This is a genomic window from Amycolatopsis samaneae (assembly GCF_039541975.1).
GTDB lineage: Bacteria > Actinomycetota > Actinomycetes > Mycobacteriales > Pseudonocardiaceae > Amycolatopsis > Amycolatopsis samaneae.
In genome coordinates this window covers 346,855-364,408 of record NZ_BAABHG010000007.1, presented here as the reverse complement: position 1 = coordinate 364,408, position 17,554 = coordinate 346,855, and the positions used below count along the sequence as shown (strand labels likewise).

Annotated in this window: 15 protein-coding genes; 9 read left to right on the top strand and 6 right to left on the bottom strand. The window is 70.4% G+C overall.

Features of this window, described 5'->3' with window-relative positions; genetic code table 11:
• Positions 1 to 7: 7 nt before the first annotated feature.
• Positions 8 to 448 carry a hypothetical protein gene (locus ABD987_RS20775; RefSeq protein WP_345395817.1) on the bottom strand — a complete coding sequence of 147 codons (441 nt, stop codon included), beginning with the start codon at positions 446 to 448 and terminating at the stop codon, positions 8 to 10.
• Between the two features lie 261 nt (positions 449 to 709).
• Here ABD987_RS20775 and ABD987_RS20770 point away from each other — a divergent pair, with 261 nt between their 5' ends.
• Entirely contained in the window at positions 710 to 1,207 is a 498-nt protein-coding gene (locus tag ABD987_RS20770; protein WP_345395814.1) for an Lrp/AsnC family transcriptional regulator, read from the top strand.
• 147 nt (positions 1,208 to 1,354) lie between these two features.
• Here the strand turns inward: ABD987_RS20770 and ABD987_RS20765 are convergent, their stop codons facing one another.
• Together ABD987_RS20765 and ABD987_RS20760 are read right to left on the bottom strand one after the other, a co-directional pair.
• Positions 1,355 to 3,646, bottom strand: coding sequence for a helicase (locus ABD987_RS20765; RefSeq protein ID WP_345395810.1), 2,292 nt, complete (start codon positions 3,644 to 3,646; stop codon positions 1,355 to 1,357).
• 184 nt (positions 3,647 to 3,830) lie between these two features.
• Positions 3,831 to 5,678 (bottom strand): LamG-like jellyroll fold domain-containing protein, encoded by a 1,848-nt coding sequence (locus ABD987_RS20760; protein ID WP_345395806.1) that lies wholly within the window; start codon positions 5,676 to 5,678, stop codon positions 3,831 to 3,833.
• A 506-nt stretch (positions 5,679 to 6,184) separates the two neighbouring features.
• Between ABD987_RS20760 and ABD987_RS20755 the strand changes: the two genes are divergently transcribed.
• Positions 6,185 to 6,760, top strand: coding sequence for a superoxide dismutase (locus ABD987_RS20755; protein WP_345395803.1), 576 nt, complete (start codon positions 6,185 to 6,187; stop codon positions 6,758 to 6,760).
• A 7-nt stretch (positions 6,761 to 6,767) separates the two neighbouring features.
• Here the strand turns inward: ABD987_RS20755 and ABD987_RS20750 are convergent, their stop codons facing one another.
• The 3 genes from ABD987_RS20750 to ABD987_RS20740 all read right to left on the bottom strand — a co-directional run bounded on the left by ABD987_RS20750 (position 6,768) and on the right by ABD987_RS20740 (position 10,165).
• On the bottom strand, positions 6,768 to 7,169 hold the full coding sequence (locus ABD987_RS20750) for a TIGR03667 family PPOX class F420-dependent oxidoreductase (RefSeq protein WP_345395800.1): 402 nt from the start codon (positions 7,167 to 7,169) through the stop codon (positions 6,768 to 6,770).
• Between the two features lie 376 nt (positions 7,170 to 7,545).
• Positions 7,546 to 9,333, bottom strand: coding sequence for a DUF2339 domain-containing protein (locus ABD987_RS20745; RefSeq protein ID WP_345395797.1), 1,788 nt, complete (start codon positions 9,331 to 9,333; stop codon positions 7,546 to 7,548).
• A 58-nt stretch (positions 9,334 to 9,391) separates the two neighbouring features.
• A complete protein-coding gene (locus ABD987_RS20740) occupies positions 9,392 to 10,165 on the bottom strand; it encodes a hypothetical protein (protein WP_345395793.1) in 774 nt (257 codons plus the stop codon).
• Between the two features lie 123 nt (positions 10,166 to 10,288).
• Between ABD987_RS20740 and ABD987_RS20735 the strand changes: the two genes are divergently transcribed.
• The 7 genes from ABD987_RS20735 (at position 10,289) to ABD987_RS20705 (ending at position 17,475) form a co-directional block, all read left to right on the top strand.
• Entirely contained in the window at positions 10,289 to 10,744 is a 456-nt protein-coding gene (locus ABD987_RS20735; protein ID WP_345395790.1) for an Lrp/AsnC family transcriptional regulator, read from the top strand.
• Between the two features lie 90 nt (positions 10,745 to 10,834).
• Positions 10,835 to 11,506 carry a response regulator gene (locus tag ABD987_RS20730; protein ID WP_345395787.1) on the top strand — a complete coding sequence of 224 codons (672 nt, stop codon included), beginning with the start codon at positions 10,835 to 10,837 and terminating at the stop codon, positions 11,504 to 11,506.
• A 36-nt stretch (positions 11,507 to 11,542) separates the two neighbouring features.
• Positions 11,543 to 12,688, top strand: coding sequence for a tRNA dihydrouridine synthase DusB (gene dusB, locus ABD987_RS20725; protein WP_345395784.1), 1,146 nt, complete (start codon positions 11,543 to 11,545; stop codon positions 12,686 to 12,688).
• Positions 12,689 to 12,751: 63 nt separating this feature from the next.
• Positions 12,752 to 13,585 carry an alpha/beta fold hydrolase gene (locus ABD987_RS20720; protein WP_345395781.1) on the top strand — a complete coding sequence of 278 codons (834 nt, stop codon included), beginning with the start codon at positions 12,752 to 12,754 and terminating at the stop codon, positions 13,583 to 13,585.
• 86 nt (positions 13,586 to 13,671) lie between these two features.
• Positions 13,672 to 14,256: an isopentenyl-diphosphate Delta-isomerase gene (gene idi / locus ABD987_RS20715; protein ID WP_345395778.1), complete on the top strand. Its 585-nt coding sequence runs from the start codon at positions 13,672 to 13,674 to the stop codon at positions 14,254 to 14,256.
• A 93-nt stretch (positions 14,257 to 14,349) separates the two neighbouring features.
• Positions 14,350 to 15,066, top strand: coding sequence for a GGDEF domain-containing protein (locus ABD987_RS20710; RefSeq protein ID WP_345395775.1), 717 nt, complete (start codon positions 14,350 to 14,352; stop codon positions 15,064 to 15,066).
• Positions 15,067 to 15,318: 252 nt separating this feature from the next.
• Positions 15,319 to 17,475 (top strand): LCP family protein, encoded by a 2,157-nt coding sequence (locus ABD987_RS20705; protein WP_425551087.1) that lies wholly within the window; start codon positions 15,319 to 15,321, stop codon positions 17,473 to 17,475.
• Positions 17,476 to 17,554: the final 79 nt, after the last annotated feature.

Here is a 17,554-nt window from a genome sequence, read left to right as displayed (position 1 = left end):
CGGCGGCTCAGGCGATTCCGGCGGCTTCGCGCTGGACACGCGCCGCCTCGTCCGGCTGCCCCGACGCGGCCAGCAGTTCCCCGAGCCGGTTCAGCGCGGCCTGCTGCTCCGCCTGGAACCGTCCCGGCCGCAACCGGGTGAGCTCGCGCCACTGGTCGGCCGCGGTCCTTGCCTGCGCCAGCGCCTCCGCCGACCGGCCGTCGGCGGCCATCTGGTCGCGGGTCTGGTCGTGCCACCGGGCCTGCCGCAGCAACGCCTGCGAACGGTCCTCGACCGGGGCCGGCGCGGCCGCCTCCGCCCGCGCGACCTTCCGCTTGCGCGCGGCGACGCTGAGCGCGCTCACCCCGGCGAGCAGCGCCGCGACGATCACCGCGGACACCAGCGCGTGCGGCAGATCGCTGCTCGCGCCGTAGGGAATGGCCAGGTTCGCAACAGTGGAAGTCATCATGCCGGGGACGCTAACCACCCCAGATGAGTTTTCGATGACGCGCGGTTTCCACCGCCAGGTGTGACACCGATGGCGAACCCTGTCTCACTCGGTGGCTCGGCGGTCCGCGACCGACATCCGGATCACAACGAAAGGCGTACACATCCCGTATACCGCGACACGCGCGCGAATATCGCGACGATAAGGTCTCCCCCTTTGTCGCCGTGACTGGATACGCTGCGCGCTTAAGAAAACACATGCCGAAACAAAGGGAGGGACGGCATGGGTGAGGAACTACGCACTCGGAACGATGATCAGCGTGCCCAGCGAGGCCTGGACACCACGGACAGGACGTTGATCTCGTTGCTCCAGCACGACGGGCGCGCCTCGTTCACCGCGCTCGCCAAGGCGGTGGGCCTGTCCGAGGGCGCGGTACGCCAACGGGTGCAGCGGTTGCTGCGCGAGGACATGATGCAGATCGTGGCCATCACCGCACCCGCCAACGTCGATCTCGACCGGCAGGCGATGGTCGGGATCACCGTCAGCGGCGATCCCCGCGAGGTCGCGGACAAGCTTTCCCCGCTGCCCCACGTGCATTCCGTCGTCCTGTGCGCGGGCAGTTTCGACCTGCTGGCCGAGCTGACCTGCCGGGACGACGAGCACCTGCTGCAGGTACTCGGCGAGGACATCCGCTCGATCCCGGAAGTCACCGGCACCGAACTGTTCGTGTACCTCAAGCGCGCCAAGCAGGACTACACCTGGGGCCACCTGACGAACTGACGCCGAGTCGTCCGCCTGGGTACGCGAGTCGTCCATCCAGGTACGCGAACCGACCGTCCAGGTACGCGAGTCGACCGTCCGGGTTCGGTACCGGCGCGCCGGGAATTCCCCGACGCACCGGTACCGCTCACCGGCACAGTGTCCCGCCTACAGGAATCGCCGATGTCCGGCGGACACCGGATTCTTCTCCCGCGCCAACCCGTTCAGCACCTCCGGCAGCGCGCCGGTGTGCAGGACGCCGAGCCGCTGCGTCGCCCGGGTCAGCGCGACGTAGAGCTCGGCGGCGCCGCGCGGGCCCTCGTCGAGGATGCGATCCGGTTCGACCACGAGAACGGCGTCGAACTCCAGCCCCTTCGTCGCCGAAGGGGGCCGCACCCCGGGGATGTCCGAAGGCCCGATCACCACGAACGTGCCTTCCCCCGGTGCTTCGGCGCGCACGAACTCGTCGATCGCGGCGGCGAGACCGTCCGCGTCGACCTGCCTCGCCCACGGCCGCACCCCGCTGGCCCGCACCGACGCCGGTGGGGTCACCTCGGGCGCGAACTCGGCGAGCAGCGCGGCGGCGACCGCCATGATCTCCGACGGCGTGCGGTAGTTCACCGTCAGCGAGCGGTAGATCCACCGATCCGCGACGTACGGCGAAAGCATGTCGCCCCACGAGCGCGCGCCTGCCGCCGACCGCCGCTGCGCCAGGTCGCCGACGATGGTGAACGAGCGGCTCGGGCAGCGCCGCATCAGCACCCTCCAGTCCATTTCGGACAGTTCCTGCGCCTCGTCGACGACGACGTGCCCGTAGGTCCAGTCGCGGTCCTCGACGGCACGTTCGGCGAGATCCCTGGTGTCGCGTTCGTCCTGCCGCTCGGCCAGCTGGGCCGCGTCCAGCAGGTCGGTGGCGATCAGCCCGATCTCGTCGTCGATGACGTCCTCCCGGTCGGCGACCACCGCGTCCAGCACGCCCTGCGCGTACTCCTCCGCGTCCCGCCGCCGCTGCTCGGCGGCGGCCTCGGCCGCGGCGCGGTCCTCGCCAAGCAGCTCGACCGCCTCGTCGAGCAGCGGGACGTCGGACACCGTCCACGCCGCGCCCTCCGCACGCACCAGCGCCGGATCACCCCCGGCCGCCGCGACCCGCTCCGCCGAGCCGAACAGGTCGGCCAGCAACCGGCGCGGCGTCAGCGTCGGCCACAGCCGGTCGAGTTCGGCCGACAGCCGGTCGTGCGCGTCGAGTTCGAGCCGGACCTGGGCGAGCATCTCCTCCCGGATCACGGTGAGCTCGTTCGTCTCCCGTGCCTGCTCGTCCAGTTCCCGCAGCATCTCGGCCGGGATCGACGCGAGGATCTCCGGATCGTCGGCGCCGAGCCAGCCGCCGCCGATCCGGTCCACCGCCAGCTCACCCAGCTCGTGCAGCACCGCCTCGCGGAACACCGCCCTCGCCTCGTTGTGCAGCAGCCCGCTCGCCCGCGCCTTCGCCCTGGCCCGCTCGGCGACCTCCGCGTCGAACTCGATCGTGATGTCGCTGAGCCCGATCTCGACGGCCGCCGCCGGCAGCCCCTGCCGGTCCGCCACCGCCGCGGCGAGGACGTCGAGCATCGCCGAAGATCCCTTGATCCGCTGGACCTCGGGATCGGTCTCCTCCGCGGTGACCCGCAGGCCCGGCACCAGGTCGCCGGGCGTCGCGAAGACCACGTCGGTCTCGCCGAGGGACGGCAACACCCGGCCGATGTAGGTCAGGAACCCCGGGCTCGGCCCCACCACGAGCACCCCGCGCCGGGCGAGCCGCTCGCGCTTGGCGTACAGCAGATACGCGACGCGGTGCAGCGCGACCGCCGTCTTCCCGGTGCCCGGCCCGCCCTCGATCACCGAAACCCCGGCGTGGTCGAGGCGGATGATCTCGTCCTGCTCGGCCTGGATCGTCGCGACGATGTCCTGCATCCCGGCGCCGCGCGGCGCGGAGACGGCCGCCATCAGCGCCGCGTCACCCCGCCCGGTGCTCTCGCCGGCGGCACCGAGCATCTCCTCGGTGAAATCGACGACCTTCCTGCCCCTGGTGTGGAACTGCCGCCGCGACGCCATTCCGTCCGGTGAAACCGGCGTAGCGCAGTAGAACGGCTTCGCGGCGGGGGCGCGCCAATCCATGAGCAGCGGTTCGTAGTCGTTTTCCTCGTCGAACAACCCGATCCGGCCGATGTAGGTCCGTTCGCCGGAAAGGGCGTCCAACCGGCCGAAGCACAATCCGTTGTCGGCGACGTTCAGCCGGCCCACCTCACGGGCGCGGGCGGCGGCGAAGCCGTCCCGCTCGGCGAGGGAGGAGTTGCCCTGCGATTTGACCGCCTCGTCGAACGCGACCGCCGCCCGCGCCCGCTCGGCGTCCAGCCGTCCGTAGAGGGAATCCACGTACGCCCGTTCGGACCGTAATTCCTCGTCGTACCCCTGACTTGACAAGTTCCCCTCACAGCTCCTATGATGAATTTAGTCAGTCGGCGATGTGCTGTGGAGTCCTTTCCTGAGGCAAGCACACGTCGACTTTTCATTGTCCACACCTTGTCAAGTCCCGGCACTTCCCCACGTGGTTTTTCCGCGCGCGAAGAAGGCGCCGGGATATCCGCGGCGCCTTCTCCGTACCCGCTCAGCCCAGCAGGAAGTCCCGCACCCGCAGTGGCCGGTCCACCACCCGGACCTCACCGAGCAGGCCGTAGAAGCTCTGCTCCACCACGCCGTCGTAGGCCGAGGCGCCGACGAGCCAGCTGCCGCCGGGATTCGCGATGCCGATCGCGGGCGTCTCGGGGTTGCGCAGCAGCGGGCAGCCGTCGACGTACACCGTGGTCCGGCGGCCGTCGTTGACCACCGCGACGTGCCACCACTTCGCCAGCGGCAGCTCATGCCCCCAGTTCGTCGAGATCGCGTTCTGGTTCAGTGGGAAGGCCGCCCACTGGAACGCGGCACCGTCCGAAAGGGACAGTGTGGCCGCCGGCTCCTTCGGGTCGTCGCCGGTCTTGCCCGCCCGCCCACCCGAGCCCAGCCTGCCGAACACCCCGGACCACGCGTGGTCACCGTTCCGGAAGTCCTCGGGCAGCCACACGAACGCCTCGAAGGTGTACCCGCGCTGGAAGGTCGCGGTGTTCATCGGCGCGGTGTCGACCGTGCGCAGGTAGGCCCCGCGTCCCGGCTTCCGCCCGCCGTCGAAGCGCAGGCTCGCTCGCGACGGCTGCCGCGGGGAGAAGCGGGCCGAGTAGGTCAACGCGGCCGCGCCACTGCCCGGCACGGTCGCCCGGACCAGGTCGTTGCCATGCCCGGAAAGGTCGCGTACCGGCGTGCCCTCGGCCACCGGCTGCCCGTCCCGGCCGTCCTCGAAGCGCCAGTACGCGACGGTCCCCGGCACGAGCTGCTGGCGCGGCGGACGGGCCGGTGGCACCGGGACCGGCGCGAACCCGGCGAAGCGCTCGGCGAAGTCGATCTCCATGCTGAAGTAGTCGGCCGTCCCGGTGCGCTCGACCTCCAGCCGCTCCAGCTCGGTGAGCCGGTTGGCCCGCGCGGCCAGCCACGGCGAGAACGTGCGGACGTCGATCACCCCGCGCGCCAGGTCGAACTGGTACAGCCGGATCATCGCGCTGCCACCGTAGTAGCGGTCCTGGTAGTTGGTGAGGTGCAGGTGCACGTCGTGCCCGGCGGCGTTCTTCTTCACCGTGCGCCCCGGCGGCCAGTAGTGCCCGTTGAGGCTCAGGAAGATCTGGTCGTTGCCGGAGATCAGCTCGTCCCACACGCGCTGCCCGAACTCCGACAGGTGGGCGGCGCCGCTCCCGTCGGAGTCCACCAGTTCGTGGATGGTCAGGATCGCCGGGGTGTGCGGGTGGCGCCTGAGCACGTCCCTCGCCCAGGCCAGGCCGCCCGCCGAGGGCCGCCAGTCCAGCGCGAGCACCAGCCACTCCCGGCCCGCCGCGCGGAACACGTGGTAGCTGTTGTAACCGTCCTTTGTGGACTCACGGTACGCCGGTGACCGGCGGAACCGCTGCGGGCCGAACGCGTCGAGGTACGGCGTGCGGCCACGCTGGTCGTCGGTCGAGGAGTTCACGTCGTGGTTGCCGGCCAGCGTGCTGTACGGGAACCGGCGGCGGTCGAGGATCTCGAAGGACCGGCTGATCTTCGCGAACTCGCCCGGCTGGCCGTGCTCGGTGAGATCACCGAGGTGTGCCAGGAAGACAACGTTGTCGTCGTTGCCGAGCACCCAGCGCAGGGCGGCGTCCACCGGCGCGGCGTCCCCGCGGTCGGTGTCGAACAGGTACTGGGTGTCCGGCATGACGGCCACGGTGAAGCGGAGGCTCTCCGGATCACGGCGGCCGGACGCCGAGGCGGCGTCGGTGTCCGGAGTGGCGCCGGCGGCCGGGGCGGCGAGCACGCTGGGCAGCGTGGAAACGGCCGCGCCCGCCCCGAGCAGCCCGGCACCGCGCAGAAAGGTACGACGGGAGGAATCGGTCACGAGCGGGAAGGTACGGACCACTCGGGGGCGGCCGCCGTCGATCCCGGCAACACCGGTCGAACACCGGGTGAACAGCGATACAGTCGGTGGCATGGGGGATGAACGGAATGTCACCGAGGAGCCCCCGGCCACGACGGCCTCGCTGGTGAATACTCGCCGGTGGCATCGTCGCCGCGTTCGCGTCCGCCTGGTGGGCGGTCGACGAACTGCCCGTCGACGATGCGGTGGCACGCGAAACATTGCCGCTCATCGACACACACGGTGCCGGGCTCCAGCGCTCGGTCGAGCGGATGTGCACCTGGCTGGGCGCCCGCGAGGTCCTCGCGGGCCCGGGGCCCGGCCGATCCGAAGCCGGTCGCCCCCGCGGCGTTCGGGCTGCCATCGGAAACCCCAGTCCGAAACATGTGGTACGGATCCCGGTAAAGACCGTGCTTTCCTCGGAAAAGCATCATCCGAACGAGTGACGACCATGGTTTGACCTGCGAATCAAAGCTAAAGAGGGGGATATGCGAATCCTCCCCGTTGCCCTTTCCGCCGTATTGCTGACCGCCGCGGCCGGCGTCGCCGGCGCCTCCGACGCCGTCCCGGCGAAGGGCGGCCACGGCCACCACTTCCGGGCCCACGGCACCTACGCCCCCTACACTCCCGGCGCGAACGCCGTGACCTACCAGCCCGACCTCGTCCCGGTCGGCGCGAAGGCCACGGTGTACGGGTTCACCAGGTCGGCCACGAAGACCGCGCTGATCGTCAAGGGCCTCGTGCCCAACCGCGAGTACGGCTCGCACGCGCACTCCAAGCCCTGCGGCGCGGCGCCCAACGACTCCGGCCCGCACCACCAGCACGTCCAGGACCCGGTGCAGCCCTCGGTCGACCCGAAGTACGCCAACCCGGACAACGAGATCTGGCTCGACTTCACCACCGACGAGGACGGCACCGCCTACGTAACGTCCACTGTGGACTGGGGGTTCGGGAGTGACCGCCGTGCGCAGTCGGTCATCATCCACGAAACCCACACCCACACCGAGCCGGGGAAGGCCGGTACCGCCGGTCCGCGGCTGGCCTGCCTGAACGTCGGCTTCTGATCCCCTCCTAGAAGCCCCAGGACCGCTCGGGCACGATCCGGATCCGCACCGAATACGACGCGTCGAACGCGGCGGCGTCCGCGAAGCCGATCCTGGCGTATGTCGGCTCGTACTTGTCGAGGTAGCCGGGTGCCTCGGACGCCTTGGCCTCGTCCACCTCGGCCCGGCCGTTGACGACGAGGATGCCGCCGCCCCCGTCCTGGCTGTTGAGGTGGAAGCTCACCTCCGGGTTGGCCGCGATGTGCCGCAGCTTCGCCGTGTCCGGTTGGCTGAACACCAGGATGTCGTCGCCGTCGAGGACGAACCACACCGGACGCGGCGCGGGCCGCCCCTTCGGCGTCACCGTGGTCAGCCAGCCGATCGGCTCGGCCGCGCGCTCGGCCAGCCGCGGGTCGGGTTGGTAGCTCATGCGATCCCCCAGGGTCTCGGTCGTCTTCCGGAGTGAACCACACCACACCGACATTTCTTCCCGATCAGCCCGATCGCCAGTGGCCGGACGCACCCAATGTGGCATTCGGTGCGTCAGACGCACCCAATGCCACATTGGGGTTTTCTCACCTGGGGTGGCGTGACCTCGCTAGCGGGGGTGGTGAGGCGGCGCGCGGCAACGGTCATGTCCCGAACGCGTCGTTGGGGATGCTCAATGTCCCCAACGCTCCGTTCGGGGCACCGGCTTCGGCCGGGGCGGTGTCGCGAATGCGACATTCGCGGCGTCGAACGTCGGCAATGCGCCATTCGCGACACCCACACACCTGCGCATGGGCCACCTCGGGAGCCGAGGAGATTCACGACTCCCGGACGACGCGGGCGTAGCGGACCCCCGCGACCAGCAGCGCCAGCCCCGCGCCGAGGAACGCCGCGACCCTGGCCATCCCGTCGAGCGCCGCGAGGTCGAACAGCACCAGCTTCAGCACCGCGGCACCGACCAGCACCAGCCCGGTCACCCGCAGCGCCACGACGTCGATCCCGCGCACCAGCAGGAGCAACGCCGCCACCGTCCACGACACGGTGATCAGCACGTGGCCGGTCAGGAATCCGGTGCGGTCGGGCAGGACCAGCAGGGTCGCGCAGAGCACCGCCCCGGCGGCGCCGTAGAGCACCGCGACACCGGCGAGCAACCACGGCAGCGGGTTCGCGGCGGGCGCGCGGAGCACTTCGAGCCGGAAAGCCGTCCACGGCAGGAGAATCGCGGCCGCGAGGATGAGCACCGCCACGACGAGCGCGCCGACGAGCACACCGGTCGTCCGGTCCCCGAAGAGCACGAGCAGCGCGGGCGAGTAGTCGTGGACGATCCCCACCAGGCCGCCGACGGCGGCGAATCCGAGCGACGCGGCCATCGCGAACCGGTTGCGGCTCCAGCGGGCGAGGAAGACGAGCACCAGGGCCTCGCCGAGCAGCACGGCGGCCCGCGCGGTCCCGTCGAACTGCGTCATCGTCGCCTGCATGAGCGCGATCAGCCCGGCCAGGCCCGCGAGATCGCCGACATACCCCGGCCACCAACGACGGGTGGCCCAGATTCCCAGCAGTACCAAGGAAATCCCACCCGCGACGAGGACGGCGCCGGTCTTCGGCAGCAACAGCGCCGCGATCAGTGCGGGAGCCGCCGACGTCGCCAGCAGCGCCAGCGCACCCGGGTCGTTTTCCTTGCGCCGCAACACAATCAGTGCCAGCGCGACGCCGAGCAGCGCCACGCCGAGCGCCGCACCAGTGTTGGCCCACGAGCCCGGCGAGCCGAGCAGCGCCGTGCTCACCACCGAGGCGATGATCGGCGGGAACGCCGAGGACAGGGTCAGCGCCGTCCACTCGCGGCGCAGCTGCACTGGTGCCGTCGCGGCCTGGACGACCAGTAGGAACAGCACGAGTTCCGCGCTGAACCCACCGGTGATCATCGGCGCGCACACCGCGCAGCCGAGCACCACCGCCGTCGCCAGCAGCGCCGAATCCCACCGCACGGCAACGAGAATCCCGCCGACCGTGACCAGCAGCCCGAGCGCGAGCCCGGCGAGCGACGGGAGGAAGTCGTACAGCGCCGTCGCGGCGACGGCGTCCAGGTAGAGCGTCGCGATCCCGGTGCCGACGAGCGCGAACGCCCCGGTGCGGCCGACCGGCCTGCGATGCAGCCACATCCCCGTCCCGATGAGGGCGAGCCCGAACGCGCCGCCGGAAAGGACGCGGGGCAGCGGGCCGAGCCAGCCACGCTGGACGGCCAGCACGAGCAGCAGCACGATGCCGAGCAGCGTGACCGCGCCGCCGACCCAGGCGACGATCTTGCTGCCCGCGCCCTGTTTGCCGAGCGTCTCCACCAGCGTCGGCCGGGGCACCGGCCGGTACACGGGCTGCGGCGGCACGGGCGGTGGCTGGTGCCACTGTTGGTGCGGCGGCTGTGGCGGCTGCTGTGGCGGCCAGTACATCGGCGGCGGTGGCATCGGCGGCGTCGCCATGACCGGCGGCGGCGCGGGCGCCTCCTGGGTCGTCCGGATGGCACGCAGTTCGGCACCGACCGCTGCCAGCCGGCGCCCCAGGTCGTCGATCTCCCCGGCGAGGCCGAGGATTCTGTCGCGATCGGTGGTCATGCGGTCAGAATGACGGCGATCCGCTGGTCAGCGGATCCGTAGCACTACTCATTCGGGCTCACGCTGGGGTAACGGCGGCACGGCGAACTCTCGGCAGCACGGCACCGGCGACGGCCACGACCAGCCCGCCGAGGCCGAAGGCGAACCCAACCGGCAGCCAGGTCAGGGTCCCGAGCAGGCACAGGAAGAAGGCCACGGTCGCGGGCAGCCCGGCGAGTATCCCGCGGGTCAGCTGGACAGGGGCCGCGGCACCGTCCAGCCGATGGGTGAACGCGGTCAGCACGCACGCGAGCGCGGGAAACGTCGCCAGTACCCCGGCCGCTCCCGCGCCGACGAACGCGGCCGTCCAGCTCAGCGCGCCCACCAGGACGGCGCTGATGACGACCCGCGCCGCGAGCTCCCACGCCGGTCCCGCCGGCGGCGCGGTCGCGACGGTCACCCGCCGCCGCGCGACGATCACCCCGGCGAGGGTGACCGTGGTGACAGCCAGTGAGCACCACAGCGGCGGCGCCAGAACGACGACGAGAAAGCTCGTCGCGACGGTCGCGCACACCGACGTCGACAGGCAGACGAACCAGCCGTGACGACGGGCGAGCAGCCCGTAACCGAGGCAGAACACGAGCACCGCGGGAGTGCCGAGCAGGACGCCGCGTACCGCCGCGCGGGCGGCCTCGGCACCTTCGGTGCAGGCGAGGATCAGCACGAACGGGCCGGAGGTGAGCGGGAGCGCGGTGAGCTGGCCGCCGAGCAGATGACCCCAGCGCCGCTGGGCCAGCGAGACGAACAGGACGAGCGAGGGCGTGAGCAGGACCTTCAGCAGCAGTACTTCCACATGTCCTGATGCTGCTCGATCCCCCGCCGAGTTTGTCTAGGAATTCACAAGCTCCGATGCCCATACGCCGAGCTATTATCGACAGCATTGTTGATTAGCCGAGAAAAACTCGGGAGGCACCTCGTGGACAGCATCGATCGGCGGCTCGTCGCGCTCCTGCTCGACGACGGCAGGCTCACCTACCAGGAACTGGCCAAGGCGGTCCGGCTGTCGGCGAACACCACCGCCGACCGCGTCCGCAGACTGCACTCCTCCGGCGTCATCCGCGGCTACCACGCGACGCTCGACTACGCGACGCTCGGACGGCCGCTGATCCTGATCAGCGATCTGCGCCTGCGCGAGGGCTACGACAACGCGGAGTTCCACCGGGGCCTGGCCACCATCCCGCAGGTCGTCGAGGCCTTCCGCACGACGGGCGAGTACGACTACCAGATCCGGCTCGCCTGCACCGGCACCGACGAGTTCGAGGGGGTGCTGGCGGCGCTGAAGGGGGAACACGGGGTGCGGGAGGTGCGCAGCAGGCTGGTGCTGCACAACATCGCACTCCCCGGCGCCCGCATCCTCGACGTCGGGGACTGACGGTCCGGAACTCGCGAACCGGATGTAGTTCGCTCGCCACCCCGGTAACGTTGGCTCACCCGGATCGGACACACGAGCCAGGAGAAATCAGTGGCCGAGACGATCAACTCGATTGCCAGTGCGCTGTGGCCGTTGCTGATCTTCGCGGCGCTCCTGCTGTTTCGGCGTCCGTTGCTACGCATCGTCCGGTCTGCCGAGAGCCGCGAGTGGACGCTCGAGGTCGGCGGCCAGAAACTGAGCATGAAACAGCTGAGCGACCAACAGAACCTGGTGCTCGCCGATCTGCAGAAACAGGTTGACCGGCTGGGCAAGGCGATCGAGGACCCGGCCGCACGCGCGGTGGAGACCGGTGAAGACCTCGCCGATGCGGCGGCCCGGACCGGCACGCCTTATTCGGTGCTGTGGGTGGACGATTCCCCGGAAAACAACGCACTGATCATCGAGCAGTTGCAGAACCATGGTGTCCGGGTCGATCTGGCGCGCACCACCGCCGAGGGCCTCCGGCTGTTCGGGCAGCGCGGCTACGGCGCCGTCCTGTCGAACATGAACCGCACCGAAGACAGCACCGAGGTGGTCGACGCCGGGCTGCGCCTGATGCGGGCCGTTCGACAGTCCACTTCGGACATACCGTTCGTGATCTACTGCAACGCCACGGCGAGCAGCAGATACCAGGCGGACGCGCTGGCCGAAGGCGCCACCGCGATCACGGCGTCGCCGACCGTGGTCACCGAACATCTGCGCGCACTCGGCCTGCTGGACTAGACACCCACCTGCGGGTGACGGACCTCACGGGCGACAATGGAGGGCGTGACCGCGACCCTGAGCAAGCCCGCGCTGAAGATCGGCCCCTACAAGGTCGATCCGCCGGTCGTGCTCGCACCCATGGCCGGGATCACCAACGTCGCCTTCCGGCAGCTGTGCCAGGAGTACGGCGCCGGCATCTACGTCTGCGAGATGATCACCGCCCGCGCGGTCGTCGAACGCCACCCCGGCACCATGCACATGATGACCTTCGGGGCCGACGAGAAGCCCAGGTCCATGCAGCTCTACGGCGTCGACCCGAAGACCATGCGCGAGGCCGTCAAGATCATCACCGGCGAGGGCCTCGCCGACCACATCGACTCCAACTTCGGCTGCCCGGTCGCGAAGGTGACCCGCAAGGGCGGCGGCGCGGCACTGCCCTTCAAGCGGAAGCTGTTCGCCGACATCGTCCGCGAATCCGCGAAGGCCGCCGACGAGGCCGGGGTGCCGTTCACCGTCAAGTTCCGGGTCGGCATCGACGACGACCACCTCACCTACCTCGACGCGGGCCGGATCGCCGAGGCCGAGGGCGCCGCCGCGGTCAGCCTGCACGCCCGCACGGCGGCGCAGCGCTACTCCGGGCAGGCCGACTGGTCGAAGATCGCCGCGCTCAAGGAGGCCGTCACCGGCATCCCGGTGCTCGGCAACGGCGACATCTTCTCCGCCGACGACGCCCTGCGCATGGTCGCCGAGACCGGCTGCGACGGCGTCGTCGTCGGTCGGGGCTGTCTGGGCAGGCCCTGGCTGTTCGGGGAGCTGGAGGCCGCGTTCGCCGGACGTCCGCTGCCGACGCCGCCGAACCTCGGCGAGGTCGCCAAGGTCCTGCGCCGCCACACCGAACTGCTCGTCGAGCACGACGGCCACGACAAGGCCATGCGCGACATCCGCAAGCACATGGCCTGGTACCTGATGGGCTTCCCGGTCGGCTCCGAGCTGCGTCGCGGGTTCGCGATGCTGTCTTCGATGGACCAGTTGGACGAACTGATCGCGCAGCTCGACCACGACGCGCCGTTCCCGGCCGCGGCGACCGGCCCGCGCGGGCGCCAGGGTTCGCCCGGCAAGGTCACGCTGCCGCACGGCTGGCTCGACGATCCCGACGACGACTGCGTCCCCGAGGCCGAGGACATGCATTCCGGCGGCTAGCCGGGACGGCCCGACAAGGCACCAGCCGCCCGCCGTTCACCCTCGCCGCGTAGGTTCGGGAGTGTGATCGACCACCTCAGCATCCCCACCGCTGCCGGATCCTTCGACGCCATCGCCGCCGGGCCCGAGGACGGCCGTCCCGTCCTGCTGCTGCACGGGTTCCCCGAGGCCGCCGTCGCCTGGGAGCACCAGGTCGCGACGCTGGGCGTGCTCGGGTACCGCGCGATCGCGCCCGATCAGCGCGGCTACTCCCCGGACGTCCGGCCGGAGCGGGCCGCCGAGTACGGGATCGACACGCTGGTCGGGGATGTCGTCACGATCGCGGACCAGCTCGGCTGGAACCGGTTCGACCTCGTCGGGCACGACTGGGGCGCGGCCGTGGCCTGGTGGACCGCCGACACACACCCCGAACGCCTGCGCAGCCTCACCGCCGTGTCGACGCCGCATCCGGCCGCGCTCGCGGCGGCCATGAAGACCGACGAGGACCAGCATCTTCGCTCGCGGTACATGACCGAGTGGCGGCAGACCCCGGTCACCGAGCGGCGCATGCTGGAGAACGACGCCCGCGCGCTGCGTGAGATGTTCGAGCGGCGGGTGCCGCAGAGCAAGGTCGAGGACTACGTGCGGCGGCTGTCCGAACCGGGCGCGCTCACCGCGGCGCTGAACTGGTACCGCGCCGGACGTCCCGGCGGGAAGATCGGCAAGATCGCCGTGCCCACGATGTACGTGTGGAGCACCGAGGACGTCTCCTTCGGCTCGACGGCCGCGTTCGACACCGCCAACTGGGTCACCGGGCCGTACCGGTTCGAGATGCTGGAGGACGTCACGCACTGGGTGCCCGAGGACGCTCCGGAGGCGCTGACGACTCTGCTCGTCGAACATCTCAAGGCCCGCTGACCACATCCACACGAAGAGGCGAAATCCGTCACGGACGGCCCATCCGGCTCTGGCCGCGGGGTGCGACGCGGTGTTCAGTGTTCACCGTGGACACCACGACTCAGCAAGAGACCGAGCGCGTCGTCTTCGTCACCGAGGACGGCGTCCCGACCGGGGAAACCGGCCCGAAGCTCGCCAGCCACCACGAACACACCCCGCTGCACCTGGCGTTCTCCTGCTACGTACTGCGGCACGCCGACCAGGCGCTGCTGGTGACCCAGCGGGCGCTGTCGAAGAAGGTGTGGCCGGGGGTCTGGACCAACAGCGTGTGCGGCCATCCCGCGCCGGGCGAGCCGCTGGAGGACGCCGTCCGCAGGCGGGCGGAGTACGAACTCGGGCTGCCGTCGCTGTCGGGCCTGCAGTGCGTGCTGCCGTCCTACCGCTACCGCACGCCGCCGTTCCAGGGCATCGTCGAGAACGAGTTCTGCCCGGTCTTCGTGGCGTGGACCGACCGGGATCCCGAGCCGAATCCGGCCGAGGTCGGCGGCTGGCGGTGGGTCACCTGGTCCGACTACGCAGGGTTGCTGCAAGACCCCGAGGCCGACATGAGTTACTGGGCGAAAGATCAATTCAACCAGCTCAGGGTCGTTTCTCCGTTCTCGTCGTTCGAGATCGAGAACTCCACTGCGTGACATCGCCGGACGAGTGTCGTCCACTTGAGCGATATTCACTTTCGCCCGTACCGATATCTCAAGCGCCGCCTCCTATACGTCGACAACCATTGGGTGGCGGAGGTGGGCGCGGTGGCCGAGGACGAGCTCCGGGGGTCACCGGAGCCGGGGGATCTGCTCGGCCTCCACGAGTCCATCGCCGATCTGCTGGCGACACAGGGGGACTGGCGGCGCGCGTACCAGCACCTCCGCTCGGCGCTGGACATCGCCCGCGCCGGCAGCCTCCGCGACACGTTGACGTCGAGCTACAACCGCCGCTATCTCGACCAGTGGCTGCACGACCTGCCCGGCGGACGGCACGGTTCCCCCGGGCCGCACCGCCACCCCGAGATGGCGGTCGCGCTGATCGACCTCGACCTGTTCAAGAACGTGAACGACACGTACGGTCACCTTGTCGGCGACCGGGTGCTGCGTCGCGTCGCCGACCTCCTGCAGGAGGAGCTGCCTCCCGGCGGGTTCTGCGCGCGCTACGGCGGCGAGGAGTTCGCGCTCGTGCTGCCCGGGGTCGACGCCTCGCGGGCGGTCCGCATCGCCGACGCGGCCCGCGCGCGGGTCGCCCATCACCCCTGGTCAGAGGTTCAGCCGGGGCTGCGTGTGACGGTCAGCATCGGCATCGCGCACGAGCCGGGTTCGGGGAACCCTGGGCCCGTTTCCCCCGAGCGCCAGTTGCGGCGCGCGGACACGCTGCTGTATGCGGCGAAGCACGCCGGCCGCAATAAGGTCGCTTATCGCGATCACGAAACCACTCGGGTAATTACCCACTCAGAGTAACGTAAACGGGTCATTACCCCGGTTTACCTACGCGATCCTTCACCTGTTCGCCCGCTGCTACCAGCATTTTTACGACTGACGGTGAAGAAATTCCCGGGAGGGTGTCGTCACAACCGGCGGGTATCCGTACGATAACGAAAACCCGCTACCCGGGACGCGCGTCCCGGTGGCACAGCCAGGACCGGAACGTGTCGGCAGAAGAGGCTGCGAGCAGCAGAGCAGCGCCGCCTTCGACGTGCGAAAGGAGACCGAGTGCCCGACGAGCATTACACCCCGGGGACCGGTCGTCGTTCGGAAGGCACACCCGCACGTGGCAGGGCGGGCAGGCGCCGGTCGATGGACACCTACGGCGGCATCAGCGTGTCCGACGTGGTCGCCCGGCACACCGGGGAGCGGCCCACCTTCGCGCCCGGCACCCTCCCCCAGGAAGACGCGCCCGCCCACCGCACGGAGCCCGCCGAGCCGGAGCCAGAGCCCCGCAGACGCAGGGCTGCCCCGCCCCGCCCCTCGGCGACGCAGACCCCGCCCGCGCCTCGCGTCCCCCGGCCGGACCAGCCACCCACCCCACCGGACGGCCCGCGCCCGCCCCGGCCGCCGCGCCCACGCCGTCCGACCGCCGCCGCGCCCGTCCCGGGCGCCCCGCCGGAGCGCAGGCCACCGGCCAACGGCGCGACGCCCCAGCAAGCGCCTCCTCAGCCCCGCGGCGCACGCCGTCCCGCGCCGCCCGGTGCGGGCGGACCGCCGGTGCCGCCGCCCGCCGCCGCGCAGACCGCGGTGGTCCCGGCGGCGAACGGGAAGAAGCCGGCGGCGAGCGGCCCCGCCCCGGCCGCCGCTCCGCCTGGCGCCAATGGCAAGGCCCCCGAGGCGCGTCCACGACGGCCCCGTCCCGCGCCCGCGGAGCAGCCGACGAGGGTGACGAACGGCGTCAAGCCCGCTGCTGCCGCCGCCGCGGCTACCGCTGCCGTGCCGCCGCGGGCCTCGCTGGACCCGCTGACGATGACCGACGAGATGGAGGTCATCGACGAGGCGACGCAGTACCGGCGCAAGATCGACCACACGCTCGCGCGGTTCTCCGCCGCGCACGACGAGCTCGAGGCCGAGGAAGCCAAGCGCAGGGAACGTCGTGACCGGCTCACCGCCCGGCCCACCGCGCTGCTGGAGCAGACCCGCACCGCGCTGATGCGCGTCGTGGCGCCGTCGTCCTCGGCGGCGGCCGAGCCCGAGGCGAAGCCGAACCCACAGGAGAAGGCGCCGCAGACGCGGTTGCAGGAGAAGAAGCAGCGGCACAACGAACGCACGCTCAAGGCGGGCCGGATCGCCGCGATCATCGTGGCCCTGCTCGTCTTCCTGGCCACCGGTATCGCCTGGGGCGCGAAGACGTGGTTCGACGCGAAGTTCAACACGATCACCGCGCTCGACGAGAACTCGGCGGACATCCAGGACGCGGCCGGGCAGACCGGCGACGAGAACTTCCTGCTCGTCGGGTCGGACACCCGGGACGGCGCCTCCGCCGAAGAGAACGTCGGCGACAAGAACGCGATCCCCGGCGCCCGCTCGGACACCGTGATGATCGCGCACATCCCGGCCGACCGGAAACGGGTCGTGGTCGTCTCGTTCCCGCGCGACCTGGAGGTCTCGCAGCCGGAGTGCGCGCGCTGGGATCCGGCCACCAGCAAGTACAGCGAGGAGAAGTCGCCCGCGGTCAAGATCACGAAGCTGAACACCGCGTACGGCGCCGGCGGCCCGCAGTGCGTGACGCGGGTGATCCAGCAGATCACCGGCATGCGGATCAATCACTTCGTCGGTATCGACTTCAACGGCTTCAAGGCCATGGTCGACGCGGTGCACGGGGTGAACGTGCACGTCGAAAAGCCGATCGACGACACCACGCTCGGCATGGTCATCTCGCAGACCGGCGACGTACAGATCTCCGGGGACCAGGCGCTGAGCTACGTGCGGGCCCGGCACGTCAAGGGCGACCCGACCTCGGACTACGGCCGGATGAAGCGGCAGCAGACGTTCATCGCGTCGTTGCTGAAGAAGGTCATGTCCTCGGACGTCCTGCTCAACGCCGGGAAGCTGAGCGGCTTCATCGACGCGTTCGCGAAGGCGACCTTCGGGGAAAACCTCGGGATCGACCAGATGATGACGCTCGCGAAGTCGATGCGCGGCGTCGATCTGTCGAAGATCACCTTTATGACCGTGCCGACCACCGGGAACGCGAACGCGCGCGGTAACGAAGTACTGATGCAGACCCAGACGAAGTCGTTGTTCCAGGCCCTGATCGACAACACTCCGTTGCCCGATCCCAACGCACCGGCACCGGACACGGGCAAGGACACCGGAACGTCCGGTACCTCCGGCACCACGGGGAAACCCGGCACGAAGCGGACGAGCAACTCGGGGTGAACCGAGGGATTCGTTAGACGTGGTTCACGTCGGGTTCACCCAGCGATGCGGTATTCGGACGTTGTTGCCCGTAGGGTGT